The organism is Paenibacillus sanguinis 2301083 = DSM 16941, assembly GCF_000374825.1.
GTDB classification, from domain to species: domain Bacteria; phylum Bacillota; class Bacilli; order Paenibacillales; family Paenibacillaceae; genus Fontibacillus; species Fontibacillus sanguinis.
The window spans coordinates 1-16,831 of the sequence record NZ_KB895378.1 but is presented as its reverse complement, the minus strand read 5'-3'; the positions used below and the strand labels follow the sequence as shown (position 1 = coordinate 16,831).

19 protein-coding genes, 2 tRNA genes and 1 pseudogene are annotated in these 16,831 nt (G+C 48.5%); 12 read left to right on the top strand and 10 right to left on the bottom strand.

Features of this window, described 5'->3' with window-relative positions; translation table 11 throughout:
* Positions 1-45: 45 nt before the first annotated feature.
* On the bottom strand, positions 46-603 hold the full coding sequence (locus C557_RS0106200; RefSeq protein ID WP_018750973.1) for a hypothetical protein: 558 nt from the start codon (positions 601-603) through the stop codon (positions 46-48).
* Between the two features lie 114 nt (positions 604-717).
* Here C557_RS0106200 and C557_RS0106195 point away from each other — a divergent pair, with 114 nt between their 5' ends.
* Together C557_RS0106195 and C557_RS0106190 are read left to right on the top strand one after the other, a co-directional pair.
* The gene (locus C557_RS0106195; protein WP_026263327.1) at positions 718-1,308 is read left to right on the top strand and encodes a TetR/AcrR family transcriptional regulator; all 591 of its coding nucleotides are present in this window, start codon (positions 718-720) and stop codon (positions 1,306-1,308) included.
* Between the two features lie 330 nt (positions 1,309-1,638).
* Positions 1,639-2,625 (top strand): alpha/beta hydrolase family protein, encoded by a 987-nt coding sequence (locus tag C557_RS0106190; RefSeq protein ID WP_154656167.1) that lies wholly within the window; start codon positions 1,639-1,641, stop codon positions 2,623-2,625.
* Positions 2,626-2,909: 284 nt separating this feature from the next.
* Here C557_RS0106190 and C557_RS25555 read toward each other — a convergent pair whose 3' ends face one another.
* Positions 2,910-3,032, bottom strand: a complete 123-nt coding sequence (locus tag C557_RS25555) for a hypothetical protein (RefSeq protein WP_018750970.1) — start codon at positions 3,030-3,032, stop codon at positions 2,910-2,912.
* A gap of 63 nt (positions 3,033-3,095) precedes the next feature.
* Positions 3,096-3,290, bottom strand: coding sequence for a hypothetical protein (locus tag C557_RS23045; RefSeq protein WP_018750969.1), 195 nt, complete (start codon positions 3,288-3,290; stop codon positions 3,096-3,098).
* Positions 3,291-3,526: 236 nt separating this feature from the next.
* On the opposite strand from C557_RS23045, the gene C557_RS0106175 reads away from it, so the two are divergent.
* The 6 genes from C557_RS0106175 to C557_RS0106150 all read left to right on the top strand — a co-directional run bounded on the left by C557_RS0106175 (position 3,527) and on the right by C557_RS0106150 (position 9,936).
* Positions 3,527-4,654, top strand: coding sequence for an outer membrane lipoprotein-sorting protein (locus tag C557_RS0106175; protein WP_018750968.1), 1,128 nt, complete (start codon positions 3,527-3,529; stop codon positions 4,652-4,654).
* Between the two features lie 239 nt (positions 4,655-4,893).
* Positions 4,894-6,075, top strand: a complete 1,182-nt coding sequence (gene alr / locus C557_RS0106170) for an alanine racemase (protein WP_018750967.1) — start codon at positions 4,894-4,896, stop codon at positions 6,073-6,075.
* Between the two features lie 246 nt (positions 6,076-6,321).
* The gene (locus tag C557_RS0106165; RefSeq protein WP_018750966.1) at positions 6,322-6,603 is read left to right on the top strand and encodes a CopG family ribbon-helix-helix protein; all 282 of its coding nucleotides are present in this window, start codon (positions 6,322-6,324) and stop codon (positions 6,601-6,603) included.
* Between the two features lie 3 nt (positions 6,604-6,606).
* Positions 6,607-6,957: a type II toxin-antitoxin system PemK/MazF family toxin gene (locus C557_RS0106160; protein WP_018750965.1), complete on the top strand. Its 351-nt coding sequence runs from the start codon at positions 6,607-6,609 to the stop codon at positions 6,955-6,957.
* A 238-nt stretch (positions 6,958-7,195) separates the two neighbouring features.
* Positions 7,196-7,546 carry a DUF4190 domain-containing protein gene (locus tag C557_RS0106155; RefSeq protein ID WP_018750964.1) on the top strand — a complete coding sequence of 117 codons (351 nt, stop codon included), beginning with the start codon at positions 7,196-7,198 and terminating at the stop codon, positions 7,544-7,546.
* A 176-nt stretch (positions 7,547-7,722) separates the two neighbouring features.
* Entirely contained in the window at positions 7,723-9,936 is a 2,214-nt protein-coding gene (locus C557_RS0106150) for a Tex family protein (RefSeq protein WP_051082423.1), read from the top strand.
* Between the two features lie 56 nt (positions 9,937-9,992).
* On the opposite strand, the gene cmpA is transcribed toward C557_RS0106150, so the two are convergent.
* On the bottom strand, positions 9,993-10,124 hold the full coding sequence (cmpA, locus tag C557_RS24685; protein WP_085979050.1) for a cortex morphogenetic protein CmpA: 132 nt from the start codon (positions 10,122-10,124) through the stop codon (positions 9,993-9,995).
* A 164-nt stretch (positions 10,125-10,288) separates the two neighbouring features.
* Entirely contained in the window at positions 10,289-10,639 is a 351-nt protein-coding gene (locus C557_RS0106140) for a hypothetical protein (protein WP_018750961.1), read from the bottom strand.
* 97 nt (positions 10,640-10,736) lie between these two features.
* Between C557_RS0106140 and C557_RS0106135 the strand changes: the two genes are divergently transcribed.
* The gene (locus C557_RS0106135) at positions 10,737-11,210 is read left to right on the top strand and encodes a SprT family protein (RefSeq protein ID WP_018750960.1); all 474 of its coding nucleotides are present in this window, start codon (positions 10,737-10,739) and stop codon (positions 11,208-11,210) included.
* 236 nt (positions 11,211-11,446) lie between these two features.
* On the opposite strand, the gene C557_RS0106130 is transcribed toward C557_RS0106135, so the two are convergent.
* Both C557_RS0106130 and C557_RS0106125 read right to left on the bottom strand, forming a co-directional pair.
* Positions 11,447-12,013 carry a helix-turn-helix domain-containing protein gene (locus C557_RS0106130; RefSeq protein ID WP_018750959.1) on the bottom strand — a complete coding sequence of 189 codons (567 nt, stop codon included), beginning with the start codon at positions 12,011-12,013 and terminating at the stop codon, positions 11,447-11,449.
* An 87-nt stretch (positions 12,014-12,100) separates the two neighbouring features.
* Positions 12,101-13,363 (bottom strand): MFS transporter, encoded by a 1,263-nt coding sequence (locus tag C557_RS0106125; protein WP_018750958.1) that lies wholly within the window; start codon positions 13,361-13,363, stop codon positions 12,101-12,103.
* A 273-nt stretch (positions 13,364-13,636) separates the two neighbouring features.
* On the opposite strand from C557_RS0106125, the gene C557_RS0106120 reads away from it, so the two are divergent.
* Both C557_RS0106120 and C557_RS0106115 read left to right on the top strand, forming a co-directional pair.
* Positions 13,637-13,712 (top strand) — tRNA-Asn (locus C557_RS0106120).
* A 7-nt stretch (positions 13,713-13,719) separates the two neighbouring features.
* Positions 13,720-13,808 (top strand) — tRNA-Ser (locus C557_RS0106115).
* A gap of 120 nt (positions 13,809-13,928) precedes the next feature.
* Here C557_RS0106115 and C557_RS0106110 read toward each other — a convergent pair.
* Positions 13,929-14,627, bottom strand: coding sequence for an ArsR/SmtB family transcription factor (locus C557_RS0106110; protein ID WP_026263325.1), 699 nt, complete (start codon positions 14,625-14,627; stop codon positions 13,929-13,931).
* Positions 14,628-14,701: 74 nt separating this feature from the next.
* On the opposite strand from C557_RS0106110, the gene C557_RS0106105 reads away from it, so the two are divergent.
* Positions 14,702-15,310, top strand: a complete 609-nt coding sequence (locus C557_RS0106105; RefSeq protein ID WP_018750956.1) for a flavin reductase family protein — start codon at positions 14,702-14,704, stop codon at positions 15,308-15,310.
* A gap of 65 nt (positions 15,311-15,375) precedes the next feature.
* On the opposite strand, the gene C557_RS23040 is transcribed toward C557_RS0106105, so the two are convergent.
* The gene (locus tag C557_RS23040) at positions 15,376-16,275 is read right to left on the bottom strand and encodes a Cof-type HAD-IIB family hydrolase (protein ID WP_018750955.1); all 900 of its coding nucleotides are present in this window, start codon (positions 16,273-16,275) and stop codon (positions 15,376-15,378) included.
* A gap of 335 nt (positions 16,276-16,610) precedes the next feature.
* Positions 16,611-16,831 (bottom strand): annotated as a pseudogene (locus C557_RS25765) (ISNCY family transposase); the annotation flags it as partial.

Genomic DNA, 16,831 nt, shown 5'->3' with positions numbered 1-16,831 from the left:
ATGGATAAAAGAAGAGAGAAGGCAGTATCCATTGCCAGGCCGGAATTAATCCCGGCCTGGTTTGTTTTTATCCTGTTTAGGCCATAGGAAAGCTGAAATCATGATGACAAAATCAATGATTAGTACAACGGACCAAAGGCGCAACATACCGTCCAGGGCTGCCGTTCTTGCAGAATCATGGATCCAATAAATCATAGCAGCCAGCAGCCCCGCTCCAATCAGAAAGGAGAGCAGATGGCGCAGGAAGCCTTTTAATTCATGCCGTGCATATTCCCGGCCATACCGCTTCGGCGGCTTGGCTTCTTCCTGTTTGGTCATCAGGTAGCGAAACCAGCGATCTGCCCAAGCGATCATGGATTTGCCAAAGGCGATGGATACGCCGATGTATACTGCGGCAAGTGCGTGGGCGGTGGTGGCGACGGCTCCATTGTAGAGATCCACCCCGGTAATGATGAGCAAGAGTAAATCGATGACCGGAGTTAATGCCAGCAGGAATAAACCCAGCTTAGGTTGCTTAAGCATGTAACGGACGATTAGTCCTGCCGCAATCACTACCCAAAAAGCGATTTCACAAGCGATAATCATCCAGGCAACAAAATTCATGGAGCACCTCCAGCCTTTTTGTAAGAATTGAAGGTAATTGTAGCATTTCGATTTTAATAATACAACTGTATTAAAATAATTGTATTCTATAGAAATGATTGGTACACTGGAGCTATGCCAAAAATAGTAGATCATAACCTAAGAAAACAAAGGATTGCGGAAGCGACCTGGCGTGTGATACTGGAGCAGGGTATGGAGGGGGCTACCGTACGCAATATTGCCAAAGAGGCGGGATTGTCTCCCGGCGCCCTGCGACATGATTTCACCACTCAGGACGAACTGCTGCGCTATGCGATGGAATTGGTGAAGGCGAAGGCGGCAGTGCGCATTGGGGAGCTTTTTGCACAGGACCTGAAGCCGAAGGACAAGCTGCTGCGCATCTTGCTGGAGATTGTGCCAACCCGTGAGGAGACCCGGGCGGAGATGGAGGTTTGGATGGCCTTTACGGCTTATTTCAGGCACAAGCAAGACAGCTTTGATCCCCATCAGGACGGAATTTATATGCTGATTGGCAAGCTGATTGCCTATATGGAGGAGAACGGACTGCTCCGGCAAGGCATTGACCAGGCCATGGAAGTCGAGCGGCTGTACGCCTTGATCGACGGCATTGCCCTGCATGCGCTCATGAACCCGAAGCGTCTGGACAAACAGCAAATCACCCGCCTGCTGATGTATCACATGGATTCTATTTTGAACGGGGAGTAAAGTTATATTCTGTCAGACTCATTGATAATCAAAATGTGAAATATGCAAATTGCTATCCTTTAAATTCTAAGGGCTTTGAACCAATAATGTTACTCTCGTATATGATGAAAATAGTTCTATGTGGTTAGTAGATGAAGTGTATATAAGTTTTTGGATTGAATTAGAAAAAGGGAATACATAAGGAAGTTTTGCAGGTTGGAAAATGGTAAGCTTGTAGAGCAAGGCAGTCATGAGATGTTAATGGAATTAAACCAGCATTATGCTAAAATGTATCGCTTACATCAGTCTGGATATGTTCTAAATTGATATTTAGATAAATGGGGTGTGTATGTGAGTGCAAGATATATATTTACAAATAGAAATAGATTATTCCTTACAACACTGGTTATATTTATCTTAGTTACAGCTACACTATCTGGCTGTCAGACAGGCGAGGCTCCCCCACCAGATAGCGACGTAGAAATTATTTCTAAAGAATTAATAGAAATACCTGGTCAGAATCCAAATATAGATATTTACAAAGTATTTTATAAAAGTGATGGTATTAAAGTTATGGCGTATATGACCGTTCCCAAGGCTTCTGGGAAATATCCGCTCGTTGTGCATCTTCATGGGGGATATGCTCTTGAACGCAACGAGCTTGCTCATTACGATTTTGGATTTACCTTTGGTTTTAAATATATGAGTGATGAGGTAGTCTATTTGTACCCGCTTTATCGTGGTTATTTGGAAAGCGAGGGTCATGTGCAGGGCATTGCGGAGAACACGCGGGATGCGGATAATGCAATTAAAATGGCGATGTCTACCGGGCAAGTGAAAAAGGATTCGGTTTACCTAATAGGCGCTTCAATGGGAGGGGGCGTGGCTTTAAGGCTAGCGTCCGAGCGGCAGGATGTACAATCTGTGGTTGGCGTAAGTCCTTTTGTGGGTTGGGATGTTAATTTGCGTTGGTTAGATGAGCACCCGGATGTGAATTCACCTGAAATTGTAGAAGAGAACAGGAAGACGGCTGGTTATGTGAGGTATACGTTGATCAACTTTGATCCAGATTCAAAGGGTGATTATTCCATTCTGGATCGCATCCCCGACATTCAGGCTCCAGTTCTTTTGCTGCAAGGAACCGCGGATGAAAGTCTTATTTGGCAAACTGTTGAGGATTTTGCAAAGGATATGGAAGAAGCGGGAAAAACCGTGAAGCTTGTTCTTTACCCTGAAGGAAAGCATGGGTTAGAGGACAAGTATGAAGATCAGAGAAACCAGGAAAGCATGCAATGGCTACATAAATATGGCCTACCTAAATCATTTGTCTTGCAGTAATAAAGTAAAACTATCTAGATGGAAAATCTCCCTATAAATCATGGTTTTTTCTTTAAAATAAGTGATTATATGGAATTCATCCCTATAATTTAACGGGTCAAGAGGTTTTCTGCTCTAAATGGCCTAATTATAGGGATTTTTTCCATATAATATAAATTTTGGAGCGGAAAAGAGCAAATTAACAGGAGAAAATCCCGTTAGCAGTTAGTTGCTACTATATTCATACAGGCTGCCCATCTCACACTGAGTGCCGAACGGTCCACACTATATTAAACGCTGCATGCCTACCCGAAGGACAGGTTAGCTGCGTCCATCAGAGTAACAACCAGCACAGCACCAAGCAGCCGCGTCGACCAAACGGAATCATTCCAGCACCAAGCAGCCGCGTCGACCAAAACAACAATCATTCCAGCACCAAGCAGTCCTTCTCATCCGATATTGCTTGTCCTTTCAATAGGGTAACGAGTTCTTCATCGCACTTTGGCTTGATTTTCAACACATCCGAGGTGCAGCGGGTAGGTGGCACCGTCCTTTTTACCGGTGATGGAAAATCCGTACAAGCGGATCTGGGCGATGAGCTTCTCCAGCTCGGCGTCGACCAGCTTGCATTTAATCGTGATTTCAATGTCCTCGTGGTTGAGGGATTGATCGATGATCAGCTTCAAAGGATTCACTCCTCGGGTGTTGATGGATTGAACTTTTCAGGTTGTACCTGCGGCGAGTTAAACATATCATGGCTATTTTTACAGGTGCAATAGCGTTCCCGGTAAACTGCATTTGCGGCAGGGTGAAATACATCCGCAACTTGTCTTATGTCAAGGAGGGCCAGTCTGCATAATCGGCCAAGTTCCCACATAGACATGTATCAGTTTAGAAATCAAACTGCAGAGGGGATGATCTCATGCGCCGCTTCACGTGGATGCTGACCATCGTGATAATTACGAGCCTGGTGTTGGCTGCATGCGGGAAAAAGGACGCCAACGGCGTCGTCAAGGATTTGGACAAAACGGTTGCCCAGTTGGAGAGCTATCAAGGCTCAGGTACGATGACGCTTTATACGGGTGACAAGCCTCAGGAGTACAAAGTAGAAGTATGGTATCAGAATCCTTCTTTTTATCGGATTGCTTTGACTAATGCGCAGAAGGATATTACCCAAATCGTGCTCCGCAATGACCAAGGTGTGTATGTGCTGACGCCAAGTCTTAACAAGAGCTTCCGCTTCCAAAGCGATTGGCCGGAGAACCAGGGTCAGGTTTACCTGTACCAAACGCTGGCTCGCAGCATTCTCAGCGACAGCTCGCGTCAATTTGAGAGCGACAAGGATAGCTACATTTTCGAGGTGGCTGCCAACTACAACACGCATGCCTTGGTGCGTCAGAAGATCTGGTTGGCCAAAGACAATTATGCGCCGAAGCAGGTTCAAGTGTCGGATGCCGAAGCGAAGGTCGTTGTTGAAGTGAAATTCGATAGCTTTGACTTTGATGCCAAATTTGATGAGAAGTCCTTCGATATGCAGCACAATCTGGATGCTGCCGCGGAGCAATCCCAAGGGACATTGCTGGAGGTAGACGAGAATGGCATGCTGGTCGAAAAAACTCCGGCAGATGCTGCAGCGGGGAACGTGGACGAAAGTGAAGCGACTACAGGAGAAATGGCAACACCGGGAGACAAGGCAGATTCAGCTTCGATCGAGCCGTTTGGGGTCATTGTTCCGACCTACCTGCCGGACGGAGTGCTTTATGAGGATGATACTGTTCTGGAAAATGAGGGGCGTAGCACGGTGTTGCTACGATATGGCGGTACATACCAGTTCACCTTGACTGAATCTCATTCTCCTGACCGTACCGCCTCATTGGTACCGGGAGAAGTCGTTGATATGGGCTTTACGGTGGGTCTTCTTACGGGAGATGCCCTGCAAACCTTGACCTGGACGGTGGATGGCCTGGAATTCAGAATCGCCAGTGAGGACTTGCCCGTGACCGAAATGATTAAAATAGCCGCTTCTATGCAGGATCAAACGGGTAAATAATGAAGAATGGGCGGATTGCGGATGTTCGGGCAAGGATCTTCCCTTGTCCGACCCGTCTATTCGCCCCTTTTTCATAGAGAGGTAGTTCAAAAAGTCAGGTTTTCACACCGGATAACTTTTTGAACACGCACTCATAGGTCCATCGTCATGCAGAATTGACAGTCGCATCGCGGGCCATTACCATAAATGTATTACACAGAATATTTCGACTCTCAATCTTTGGAGAAGGTGACCTAGAAGTGCAAGTGAAGTATCGACCTACCCATGCGGAAATTGATTTGGACCTGCTTCGGGGAAATTTTGAGGAGCTTCGCAGAAGACAACCGGCGAACATGAAAATGCTGGCTTGTGTGAAAGCTAATGCTTATGGACATGGAGCGGTGCCGGTAGCTCTGGAAATGGAGCGAGCAGGCGCAGACTATCTCAGCGTAGCTTTTCTGGACGAGGCGCTGGAGCTCCGAAAGGCCGGGATCAAGTTGCCTATTCTAGTCCTGGGCTACACGCCCCCTCATGGTGTACGCGCGGCCTGGGAACAGGACATTACGCTGAATGTATTCAGTGAGGATGTGCTTGAGGCTATAAAGGAGTTGAACCCTGCCGAGTTTGCGCATAAGTTGAAGGTTCATATCAAGATTGACTCCGGGATGGGACGCGTCGGACTGTTGCCTGGTCAAGAGGCAGTCGCTTTCGTACGCGAGGTCATGCAGGTGCCGCAGGCGGAAGTGGAAGGGATGTTCACCCATTTTGCTACTGCGGATGAGGAAGACAAAAGCTATACTTTGGAACAGTTTCACCGGTTTCAGGGCGTGGTGGACGCGCTGCGGGAGCATGAAATTCATATCCCGATCATACATACGGGTAACAGCGCGATTGCCATTGATTTGCCGGAATTGTCGCAGCAAATGGTCCGTATCGGCATCGCTTTATATGGTCTATATCCGTCAGAGCAGGTTCGCCGGGACCAGGTTCGACTTACACCGGTGCTCTCGCTGAAGACGGAGGCCGTCCGGGTCAAGACGCTGCCGCCTCATTCGGCAATCAGCTATGGCGCGCGGTATATCACTCAAGGGAAGGAACGCATTGCTACACTCCCGATCGGGTATGCCGACGGTTATTCGCGAATGCTAAGCGGCAAGGCGCAAGTTCTGATACGCGGCCGCCGCGTCCCTGTAGTCGGAACAATTTGCATGGACCAATGTATGGTTTCGCTTCAAGCTTTGGCTGAGGAAGCTGAAGTAATTCAAGCCGGCGAGGAGGTTGTGCTCATCGGCCAGCAAGCCGGAGAAGAAATCACCGCCGGGGAGCTGGCCTCCGCACTGGGAACGATCCATTACGAGCTGATCTGTATGTTGGCCCATCGGGTCCCTAGGGTTTACAAGCGAAAGGGCGAACCGGACTTTATGTTGAACCCGCTGCTTTGACAGCAGCAAGGCAAAGGGATCTTGTGACAAAACTTTTATTCCCGAATGAAGGAATTCTTGGTAAGTCTATCGAATACAAGAGATGGAAATGATCAGGTATGTACGGCATTGAGATTTACGTTTATAATAAAATGCAGCATACTTGATATACTTCAGGCATATATTTCTTTTGTATATATTTCCTTGAATAATGCTATACTGGATATCAGGGAATAGGGCGACAAGGTTTCGGGGGTGGAAGTCAAGATGGCCAATATGCACAATACTAAAAGAATTATGATCAGTTTGCCGGATCATCTTTTGCAAGAAGTGGATGGCATCGTTGCGATGGAGAATTCCAACCGCAGCGAGTTGATCAGGCAGGCCATGAAGCTGTATCTGAACGAACGCAAGAAGCGGTTTATTCGGGAATCGATGCAGCGGGGATATATGGAGATGGCAAAAATTAATTTGTCCATGGCCTCTGAAGCGTTCCATGCGGAGGAAGATGCAGACATCACTCTGGACCGCCTAGTGAGCGGGGTGTAAACATTGATCGTAAAGCGCGGCGACGTATTTTTTGCAGACCTCTCCCCTGTAGTGGGTTCCGAGCAGGGCGGGGTTAGACCGGTGCTCATCATCCAGAATGATATCGGCAATCGATTTAGCCCAACGGCTATTGTTGCTGCTATTACGGCGCAAATCCAGAAGGCAAAATTGCCGACCCATGTTGAGATTGAAGCGGCTACACATGGTTTTGACAGGGATTCCGTCATTTTGCTGGAGCAAATACGCACGATCGACAAACAAAGACTAACGGATAAAATTACCCATTTGGACGATGAGACGATGAAGAAGGTACATGAGGCACTCTTGATCAGTCTCGGTTTAATTGATTTTTAGCTGTTATGTGTTTTTTTGCTGCAAGCCAAGAGCACTCCGGAATGATAATGATCCGGCGTGCTCTTTTTTAGGCAATAGCCTGAACTGCCTTATGAGGGAGAGGTTCATTCCTAGCTTATTATGCGGCAGGCCAAAATAGTCATGGCATCCTTCGCCTTGATCAAGTACAATAAATGTGAGATCAGGAAAAATAGAAAAAAATGCTGCAAGTATTGCATTGTTGGGGAGGACCTTTTTAATGGATCAACGTCCATCGAACACACCTTATTCTTATTCAAGCTTTGATCAATACCCACCGTCAATGCCGCCTGCTCCGGCTAAAACGAACGGGAAGTCGATTGCTTCACTGGTGCTTGGTATTCTGTCGGTTATCATTCCTTATTTCGGCTTTATTTTGGGGATCATCGCCATCGTGCTATCGTCGCTTTCGTTCAGGGAAATCAAACGGACGAATGAACAAGGCAAAGGCCTTGGTATTGCAGGGCTCGTCTGCGGTATCATCGGAACCGTGTTATACGGAATAATTTTATTATTTGGCTTTATTTTGTTGATGGCCTATTCGTCGACTGAAACGTACAGTAACTTCTAAACCATTTGTATGGGTGTGAAAAAGAACAAGCATCGTCGCCTGAGGCGCGGTGCTTGTTTCTTTTTAAGCTGTTCGCCAGAGGGCGCGGGGGAAGCTGGCAAATCAAGCTGAAGTTTGTGATAATAAAAGGCATAGGAACTTCTGATGAAAGAGGGATTGCATTGGTGAATTCGGAGATGGGCGGAGTAGCAGAGAAGAGCAAGGCCAAGCATGCCAGTGAGGGCGGACAGGAACGGCTGATTGCTCAGATTGCCAAGGAGCTGGGGTTATCGCTCAAGCAGGTGCGCACGACTGTAGGGTTGCTGGATGAAGGCAATACCATTCCATTCATTGCCCGGTACCGTAAGGAAATGACCGGTGAGCTGGATGAAAATCAACTGCGCGATATTGAAGAACGGACCCAGTATTTAAGGAATTTGGAGGAGCGGAAGCAAGAGGTTCTGCGAATCATTGAGGAGCAAGGCAAGCTGACGGAGGATTTGGCGGCAGCGATTAACCGGTCAGTCAAACTGCAGGAAGTTGAAGACCTTTATCGTCCGTATCGACAGAAGCGGAAGACACGGGCTAGCGTTGCTAAGGAGAAAGGGCTGGAGCCGTTGGCCGAATGGCTTTTGTCGCAACCCAAGCAGGGAGATCCGCTGGCCGAGTCAGCGAAGTATACCGTATCTGCCGGTCAGAAGGATGGGGTGGAGACGCCTGAGGAGGCGCTTCAAGGGGCGATGGATATCGTGGCCGAGCGAATGGCTGATGAAGCTGCGATTCGCACCTGGGTCCGCCAGTATACGATGGATCACGGCATGATGGTGTCGGAGGCGAAGACTCCGGAAGAGGAATCCGTATACGAGATGTATTACAATTACCGGGAAGCGGCCAAGAAGATGCCTTCGCACCGGATTCTTGCCATGAATCGTGGTGAACGGGAGAATGTGTTAAAGGTAGAGCTGGAGGTAGATGCCGAAGCTATTTGTCGTTATATACAGGGCCGGATTATCCGCGGACAGTCAGCCACTCAAGCCATCTTGCAGGCCGTGGCAGAAGATGCTTATAAACGACTGATTGCTCCCTCCATCGAGCGGGAGGTGCGTGGCGAGCTGACCGAGAAGGCAGAGGCTCAGGCGATTACGATATTTGCCGGGAACCTGCGAAGCCTGCTATTACAGGCGCCTATCCGGGGCAAAAGCGTGCTGGGCGTTGATCCGGCTTATCGGACAGGCTGCAAGCTGGCGGTAGTTGATGATACCGGTAAGCTGCTGGAAGTGGCCGTAACTTATCCTACGCCACCGAATAATAAAAAACGTGAGGCGGCGGTCAAATTTCATGAATTGATCGATAAGTACGGGGTAGAACTGGTGGTCATCGGCAACGGTACTGCTTCGCGTGAGACTGAGCAGTTCGTGGCTGAGGTCATCGCAGAGCGTAAGGACCGGGGAGGGGAGCTGGCTTATCTGATCGTTAACGAGGCGGGAGCAAGCGTGTATTCGGCTTCCAAGCTAGCCCAGGAGGAATTCCCTGATCTGGATGTGGCAGAGCGCAGCGCTGTTTCCATTGCCCGGCGGCTTCAGGACCCCCTCGCCGAGCTGGTCAAGATTGAACCTAAAGCAATTGGCGTAGGCCAATACCAGCATGATGTGTCCCAGAAGCAACTGGATGGAAGCCTGACCCATGTGGTGGAATCCGCAGTAAACCACGTTGGTGTCGATGTCAATACGGCTTCTCCGGCCTTGCTGGGATATGTGTCCGGGGTGAATGCAACGACGGCGAAGAATATCGTGAAGTTCAGGGAAGAGAATGGGCGGTTCCGCAGCCGGAAGCAGTTGCAGAAGGTTCCTCGCCTGGGGGCCAAGACGTTTGAACAGTGTGTTGGCTTCCTGCGGATTGCCGATGGGGAGAATCCGCTGGATCGCACGCCAATCCATCCGGAATCCTATGATGTGGTCAACCGCTTGTTTAATGAATTAGGCGTTGCGTTGGATCAGCTAGGGACCAGGGAGCTTAACGAAAGGTTAGCAGCGCTTGATGTGAGTGAACTGGCTGCAAGGCTGGACGTTGGGGTGCCAACCTTGCGCGACATTGTGGAGAGCTTGCAGCGTCCGGGCCGCGATCCGCGGGAAGAGCTGCCGCTGCCGATCTTCCGTACCGACGTGTTAAAGATTGAGGATTTGACGCCGGGGATGGAACTGCATGGTACCGTACGGAATGTCATCGATTTTGGCGCCTTTGTGGATATCGGCATCAAAAACGATGGGCTGGTTCATATCTCGCAGCTTAGCAACGGTTACGTCAAGCATCCGATGGATGTCGTATCCGTCGGAGATAATGTGACCGTATGGGTGCTGAATGTGGATGTGAAGAAGGGGAGAGTAGGCTTGACCATGCGTCGGCCGGATTAACAGGCAAGGGGGAAATCCCCTCCCATGGAGGGGCTGACCTGTTTGCTTCTATGGACTTATTGCGCGTTCTTATCCTGGGAATATTGCCGATTATAATAAAAAAACCAACAGTCATTAAGCAAACGAATTTGACGGCGGTCTCTCTTGTGAAAGGCACGCATAATCTGATGACTGAGCCAATTTGGCAAGCGTATCTCCTCCTCGGTAACTCCTCGTATGGATAGGGTATGGGGCATCTCCCCAGAACGTGCAAGTCCTTTATGGGTCTGAATAAAAAAATCCGGCCTGCATAACCCCTACCTACACGGGGCTACTCGCAGTCCGGATGCTGAATGTTACGTTCATGCTTCAGCTAGGCGAATTCTTCTTCATACCATTGCTCCAGTTGGGCCTGAAGCGCGCGAATCTCGGTGAGCAGAGAAATCAGCGGATAGTTCTCTTCTTTAAGCGCGGAGAAGGCGGACTCCAGCTCTTGAACGTATTCCAGTCCGCTTCGTATCACTAGCGATTCCTGAAGCAGGTCAAGCTCCTCACACTCGGCAACGGCAAGTGGAAGAACAGGGACATTGTCTGCGGTGAGCTTGCCCACTTCCTTGTTCAGACGCAGATTGAGGGCGCTAAGCTGGTAAGCATATTCTCGAGGCATTTCCACAAAGACAAGGTCTTGCTCCCGCTGCAAAATAACGTATCTCATAAGAGCCATTAGTTGAAATCTCCTTTATCTATCGGATTCTACTTGACAGTGTAGCCTAAGGGGAAGTTAAAATTCAAGTACATTGGAGAAAATGGGGGGCTGGAGAATGAACGATGCCGAGCTTCAGACCTGGGTAGAACAAATATCGCTGAATAGCTTTGGCATGGCGTTTCGCCATCGTGCCCGGTTCAATTCGCGGCTGCGGACGACGGGCGGCAGATATTTTATGAAGAGTCATGATATTGAGATTAATCCCGCGCAGCTGGACAATTTCGGACGGGATGAAGTGGAGCGGATCATCAAGCATGAGCTGTGTCATTACCATCTTCACTTGGCGAAAAGGGGATATCGCCACCGCGATCCCGAGTTCAAGGCGCTGCTTGCAAAGGTAGGGGGGAGCCGGTATTGTCAGTCTTTGCCCGGGGCTTCAACGCGGCGCACCTTGCCCTATCGCTATCACTTAATCTGTGAAGCGTGCGGAATGACTTATCCCAGGAAGCGGAAGGTGGATACGCGGAAATACCGCTGCGGGAAGTGCAGCGGCAGTCTAAAGCAATATAAATTGAAGGAACCGGTATGATATAATGAAAGAAATAAGGAAATATGCAATAGCCTAAAGGAGAGATGCAAGGTGTCCAGATCAAATGCAAGTAAGAAGCGGCTCAAAGCCGTGCGCGAAGGCAGACGCGACCCGCTGCTCAGCAGAAGCCCGTTTGCCAATCATGACCTGAGAACGAGAACCACAAAGACGAAGCAGGATGTATTGAATCGAAGTAAATATAAGAACCGGATTTCCTGCGGAGGAGATGACGGTTCTTATTTATTTTGTCCGGGCAGCATGTCATGCGGGATTTTCGTAATGGAAAAAAACATCTCGTAGGTATCCTGATCTCCAGTTCGGTCTTTACGCTCATGCGCTTGGCAAAAATCAACAATAAGCTGGTTCAACTCCTCGAACTCTTCCTCGGTTAACTGCAGCTCGGTGTTCGTAATTCTTCCATGAGATTCTTTTTGCTGATTGGCCTGTAAAAAACGTCTTTTATTCTCATCGTACAAATTGCTGAGCAGCTTCGTTGTCTCGGATTGAAATACTTGATGGACCGTCTCGTCGATCTCGCTCTTCTTGATCTTTACTGATCCCTCATAAGCTTTATAGTATTTAGCGGTTATCCCATTGATCAGCTTCGTATCTACCAGCGTAAGAAGTCCAATGCTTTCCAGCTTCTTGACGTGATAATGAACCTTTGCAGGCACCTGTCCCATCGTATCGGCAATTTCTTTGACCGTAGCGGGACGTCCAAATTTATGAAAAGCATTTAGAATCTGAATACGATAAGGATCCGAGTAGATGCGGATTTCTTCCAGGGTTTTAAGCTCGATCATAAAGGGGTGCTCCTAAGCATTTTTGTCTCTATTATATCGCATCATGGCTCAGGCGTACAAAGCACATGATCCTGTTTGGCGCAGCAGCTATAGAGACATGAAGCTGCGGAATCTTGGCAGCAATAGCGCCGGGATGATCAGCAGAATGCCGAATCCGAGATAGATGAGATCCGTTCGGAGCACATCTCCTAATGCACCGGCGAGCAGGCTTCCCAACGGAATAGCGCAGGTGCAGATCATCGTGTAAATGGCCCCAACCCGGCCGAGCATTTCTTGCGGCACATTTTCCATGAAGTAGGTTGTCGCAGGTGTGCTGATCAAGGAGATGGCTGCGCCCATCCCGAAACTGAACAAGGAAGCGGCAGCGATTGAAAGAACAGGCAGAAAGCCGGGAAGATAGAGCAGGGCATAATTAACGCCAAGCAGGGTATAGCCTGTGAGAATGAGTACGCTTTTTCGGTAGGTATTGCCTTTACGGGCCAGCCACAGACCGCTGACAGCCATACCGCCGACCAAGGAGGCGCTCATGATGCTTAAGCCGGTCGGTCCTTGCTCAAGAATCTCGGCGATGAAGGCGGGGCCCAGTACATTGAAGGGGGAGAGGCAGAAATTAGAGAATGCCGCGATGATTACGATGGTCAAAATCGTTTTTTGGCGAAACATAAATACAATTCCTTCTCTTGTCTCTTGAAGCAAATTGCGGCTTGATCCCTCCTTCCCGGCGCTTTCTCCGGGCTTCTCAGCCAATGAAATGAATCTGACCAGCAGGGCGGCGGAGAGAAAGGCTGCTCCGTCAACAAGCATGGCTCCGGATACACCGGCGATAGCGATAATTCCGCCTGCAGCAGCCATTCCGACCAGCTCGGCAATCCGGGTAATGGATGTGCTGAGCGAATTTCCGACAAGGAGCTTCTCTTTCGCCAGCAGCCTTGGAACCAATGATATTTCAGCAGGCGAGGCAAAGCATTCCAAGGTGGAGGTCAATAAGGTCAGGATATAGAGATGCCATGGCTTCAGCAGGGAGGTTGCATAGAGAGTTGCTGTGAGGATGACGATGAGTCCCCGGCCGATGTGAGTGATGAGTAGGACCTGACGCTTGGACCAACGATCTACCAACGCTCCGCTAAAGAAGCTTAGGGCTAGATTGGGTACGAAATTCAGCGCGAAAAGAGTGCCCATCATCAGCTTGGAACCGGTTAGCAAATAGACCATCCAGCTGTAAGCGATCGAATCAATGGAATCTCCAAACCGGGTAATTACACGAGCGGCAAGAAGAACCATAAATGACTTGTTTTCAAGAATGATGGCCCATTTTTGCCTGTTAGGTAAAGCGTGTGCCTGTTCTGTCATTGCGATTCAGCTCCTTTATTTTACTTGTAGAGATCGTTAAATTTATTTTAACGTTAAATTTATTTTAATGGAAAAATGGAATGTTGCAAGAGGTATTTACTAAAACGATAAATTTTTTTCATGGATTGAATATTAGCGGCAAATGAGGGGCGATTTCACAGCGGGGCGACACACGGCGACACACACGCAGCAGGGCAACACAGCAGGACAACGCAGTAGGGCGATTCTTGACTTCATTACAGAAACGTGATAAATTAAAACTTGTTCTAGCGTTCCCTGATAGCTCAGTTGGTAGAGCACTCGACTGTTAATCGAGTTGTCACAGGTTCGAGTCCTGTTCGGGGAGCCACTTTCTTGGAGAGATACCCAAGTGGCTATAAGGGGACCCTCTGCTAAGGGGTTAGACTGCGTAAGCGGTGCGAGGGTTCGAATCCCTCTCTCTCCGTATAGAACCAACTACAACTAGAAGCCCTCCGGCTTGCCGGGGGCTTCTTTATGTATAGGGATGAGAGCCCTCAGAAGGAGGGTTCGTCGGAGCAATTTTTGATTTTTTAACGTGAACTTGTTACAGCGAAATATCCAACACCTCGTACAAGCCTGACTTCCCAGCCTCGGTGACTTCGACAGAACGACTTCCTGCCTTTTGACGAATCCAGTTCAGTTCGAGTAAGCGATGAACGAGCTGCTCGCCAAGCAAACCGGACAGGTGATGACGGCGTTCGCTCCAGTCCAGGCACTTGCGGGCGATGGCCCGGCGTGATCCCGACTTTAATGGAAGCTTGATCCCAAATGCCGTAAACCACTGCATTCCTTTCTCCGTGATTAGATAATCCTTACTTAGCGCCTGTTCCGGCTCAACCAAATAACCTTTCTTAAGCAAGGCTTCACAGAGTGAAGTCCCGAGTTTCCCGGCCAGATGACCGTAACAGGTGCGTGCATAACTTAATTGCTGCAGTTGATTGGATTGCTTTAATGAGCGTATCTGTGCCGGTGGAGCAATACTGGCCATTTTCTCTATCAGATCAGCGACTTCCTGACTTGCTAGACGATAATAGCGATGACGACCTTGCTGTTCTACTTTCAGTAGTCCCCCGGCTACAAGTTTAGCGAGGTGATTACTTGCTGTCTGTGGGCTGACACCTGCCATATAGGCTAGCTCTCCTGCAGGTAATGCGCGTCCATCCAGCAAAGCTGAAAGAATTGTAGAGCGGCTTGCATCAGCGATTAGTGAAGCGATAACAGTGATATTGGGATATGCATTCATATTTCGATGATAGCTGAACTAATGCTGTATTACAATTAAATTTGAATTCAATCTCCTAACAGAAGAGGTGCAAGATGAGTAACGATATGCATCAGTCCATTAATCCAAGTATTTTATACTATGGCACACCTGTTATCATTCTGAGTACATTGAATAAAGACGGGTCCACCAACCTTTCTCCGCTTTCTTCATCCTGGGCGCTGGGAGACTGTCTGGTGCTGGGGATGGGTGTGCAAGGCAAAGCTTATGAGAACCTGTGTCAACATCCTGAATGTGTGATTAATCTGCCGGATGCCTCCATGTGGGGAAAGGTTGAAGCGCTGGGGCGAACGACGGGAAGTTACCCCGTGCCGGAAAATAAAAGGGAGATGGGATATACGTTTTGCCAGGATAAATTTACTGCGGCTGGCCTGACATCTCAACGCTCAGTTCAGGTAGCACCTGATAGAATCGCTGAATGTCCGCTTCAGATTGAAGCGGCTGTACAACATATACGAACCCCAGAGCACACGCGGTTTATGGCGATTGTAGAAGTAAAGGCCTTGAAAGTGCACGCCCATATCCATCTGATCTCGGAGGCCAACAGGATTGATCCGGAGAAATGGCATCCGTTGATCTATAATTTCCGTCACTATTACGGGCTTGGGGAGAGACAAGGCAAGAATTTTCGAGCAGAGAAATAAATCAAAACCCAGCCAAGCCCAGCCTCGGCTCACGAGACTGTGCTTGATTTTACTTTACTTCCCTTTTACTGGCCTTCCGCCGAGACAATTGTTTCTGTCGGAGCAATAGGTTTGCCTTCCAGCAAGCTGTGGATTGCATAAGCAACGCCATGCTCAACGTTGGTGCGTGTTATCGCTTTGGCCAAGGCGCGGATCTCAGGTTCAGCATTGCCCATAGCGATACCCAGCCCAGCCATAAGCAGCATGGAAACATCATTAAAGTTATCGCCAATAGCTGCGGTCTCTTTCATCGAAATGTTCAAGTGCTCCGCCAGTTTAGAGAGGGCGTTGCCCTTGGATACATCCGGGTGCTGCATTTCGAAGTTATGCTCAAAGGAGACAACCATCGCAACATCGGTTCTGGAGGAAAAGTATTCGCGTCCAAGCCGAAGCTTTTCAGGGTTCATCGAGAAGGCCATAATATTATAAATGTATGCTTCTGCTGGAATTGCAAGATGGCTGCTCACGCGGTGACAGTTTTTTTTGTCGTGATATTTTTTGAACGAAAGGACCATACGCTCTATATGCTCGCCGGGTTTTGAGCCCAGGATACGTTCCAGCTCCGCGAGCATCGTTTCGTGCGTGCTGATTGCGGCGTAGATGCCCATCTGCGTTGAAGCTTCATAGTAAATATCCTGATCTTCCAGCCATTGCATGACAGAGGCTGCCGTTTCACGATCCAGTGTGAGATGGAATAATCGTTCTCCGTTCTCATCATGAATGGTCGCGCCGTTGGATCCGATAATCGGGGTTTTGACTCCGCCTTGACGGCTGATCGCGACAACATCTGAATACACACGTCCGGTCGCAATCGCTACCTTCATTCCAGCCTGCTGCGCCTTCTGAATAGCAGCTGCATTCTCGCGGCTGATTTGGCTATCTCGATTCAACAATGTTCCATCTAAATCGGTAGCAAATAACTTCATATTCTCACAACTCCTTCGCTTATGGATGATCGTGCATTGGACTATAATTTAATTATAAGTAATTATAATGTGATCTGTCTTTAGATTTACACAATTAGCGTAGATGGAGGGTGAGAGAAGGAGATGAGCCTGTGTAATTTGTAGACTAACCTGGAATGAGCGGGATCATTCAGCCTGAAGAGCTTTTGTGAAAAAGTCTTTGCAAAAAAGTATAGAAGAAAATATAGAAGAAAATAGAAGGAAAAATAGAAGAAAAATAGGGTGTCAATCGTCTGTGAAAATGTCACCTTAACTGTGCTATGAAAATGTCACTTTATTCGTTGGAGCCTCCTGCTTCACCAGGAGGTCTCCGAATAGCTGCTATGCTGTGAATACATAGCATCTTGGAATGAGCTTTGTTTTGTGCTATGGTTAGTTATGGTGTTTACCGTGGATCTCCACGGATGGTTAGGAGCGGGTTTGCGTGGCTGCGCAGAACTCGCTTTTTTTGTTTCCATAGTGGCTGGTATTGGTTTTTCCGTCCTCTTTAAAGGCAAAGCTTGTCCTTGGTGCCACA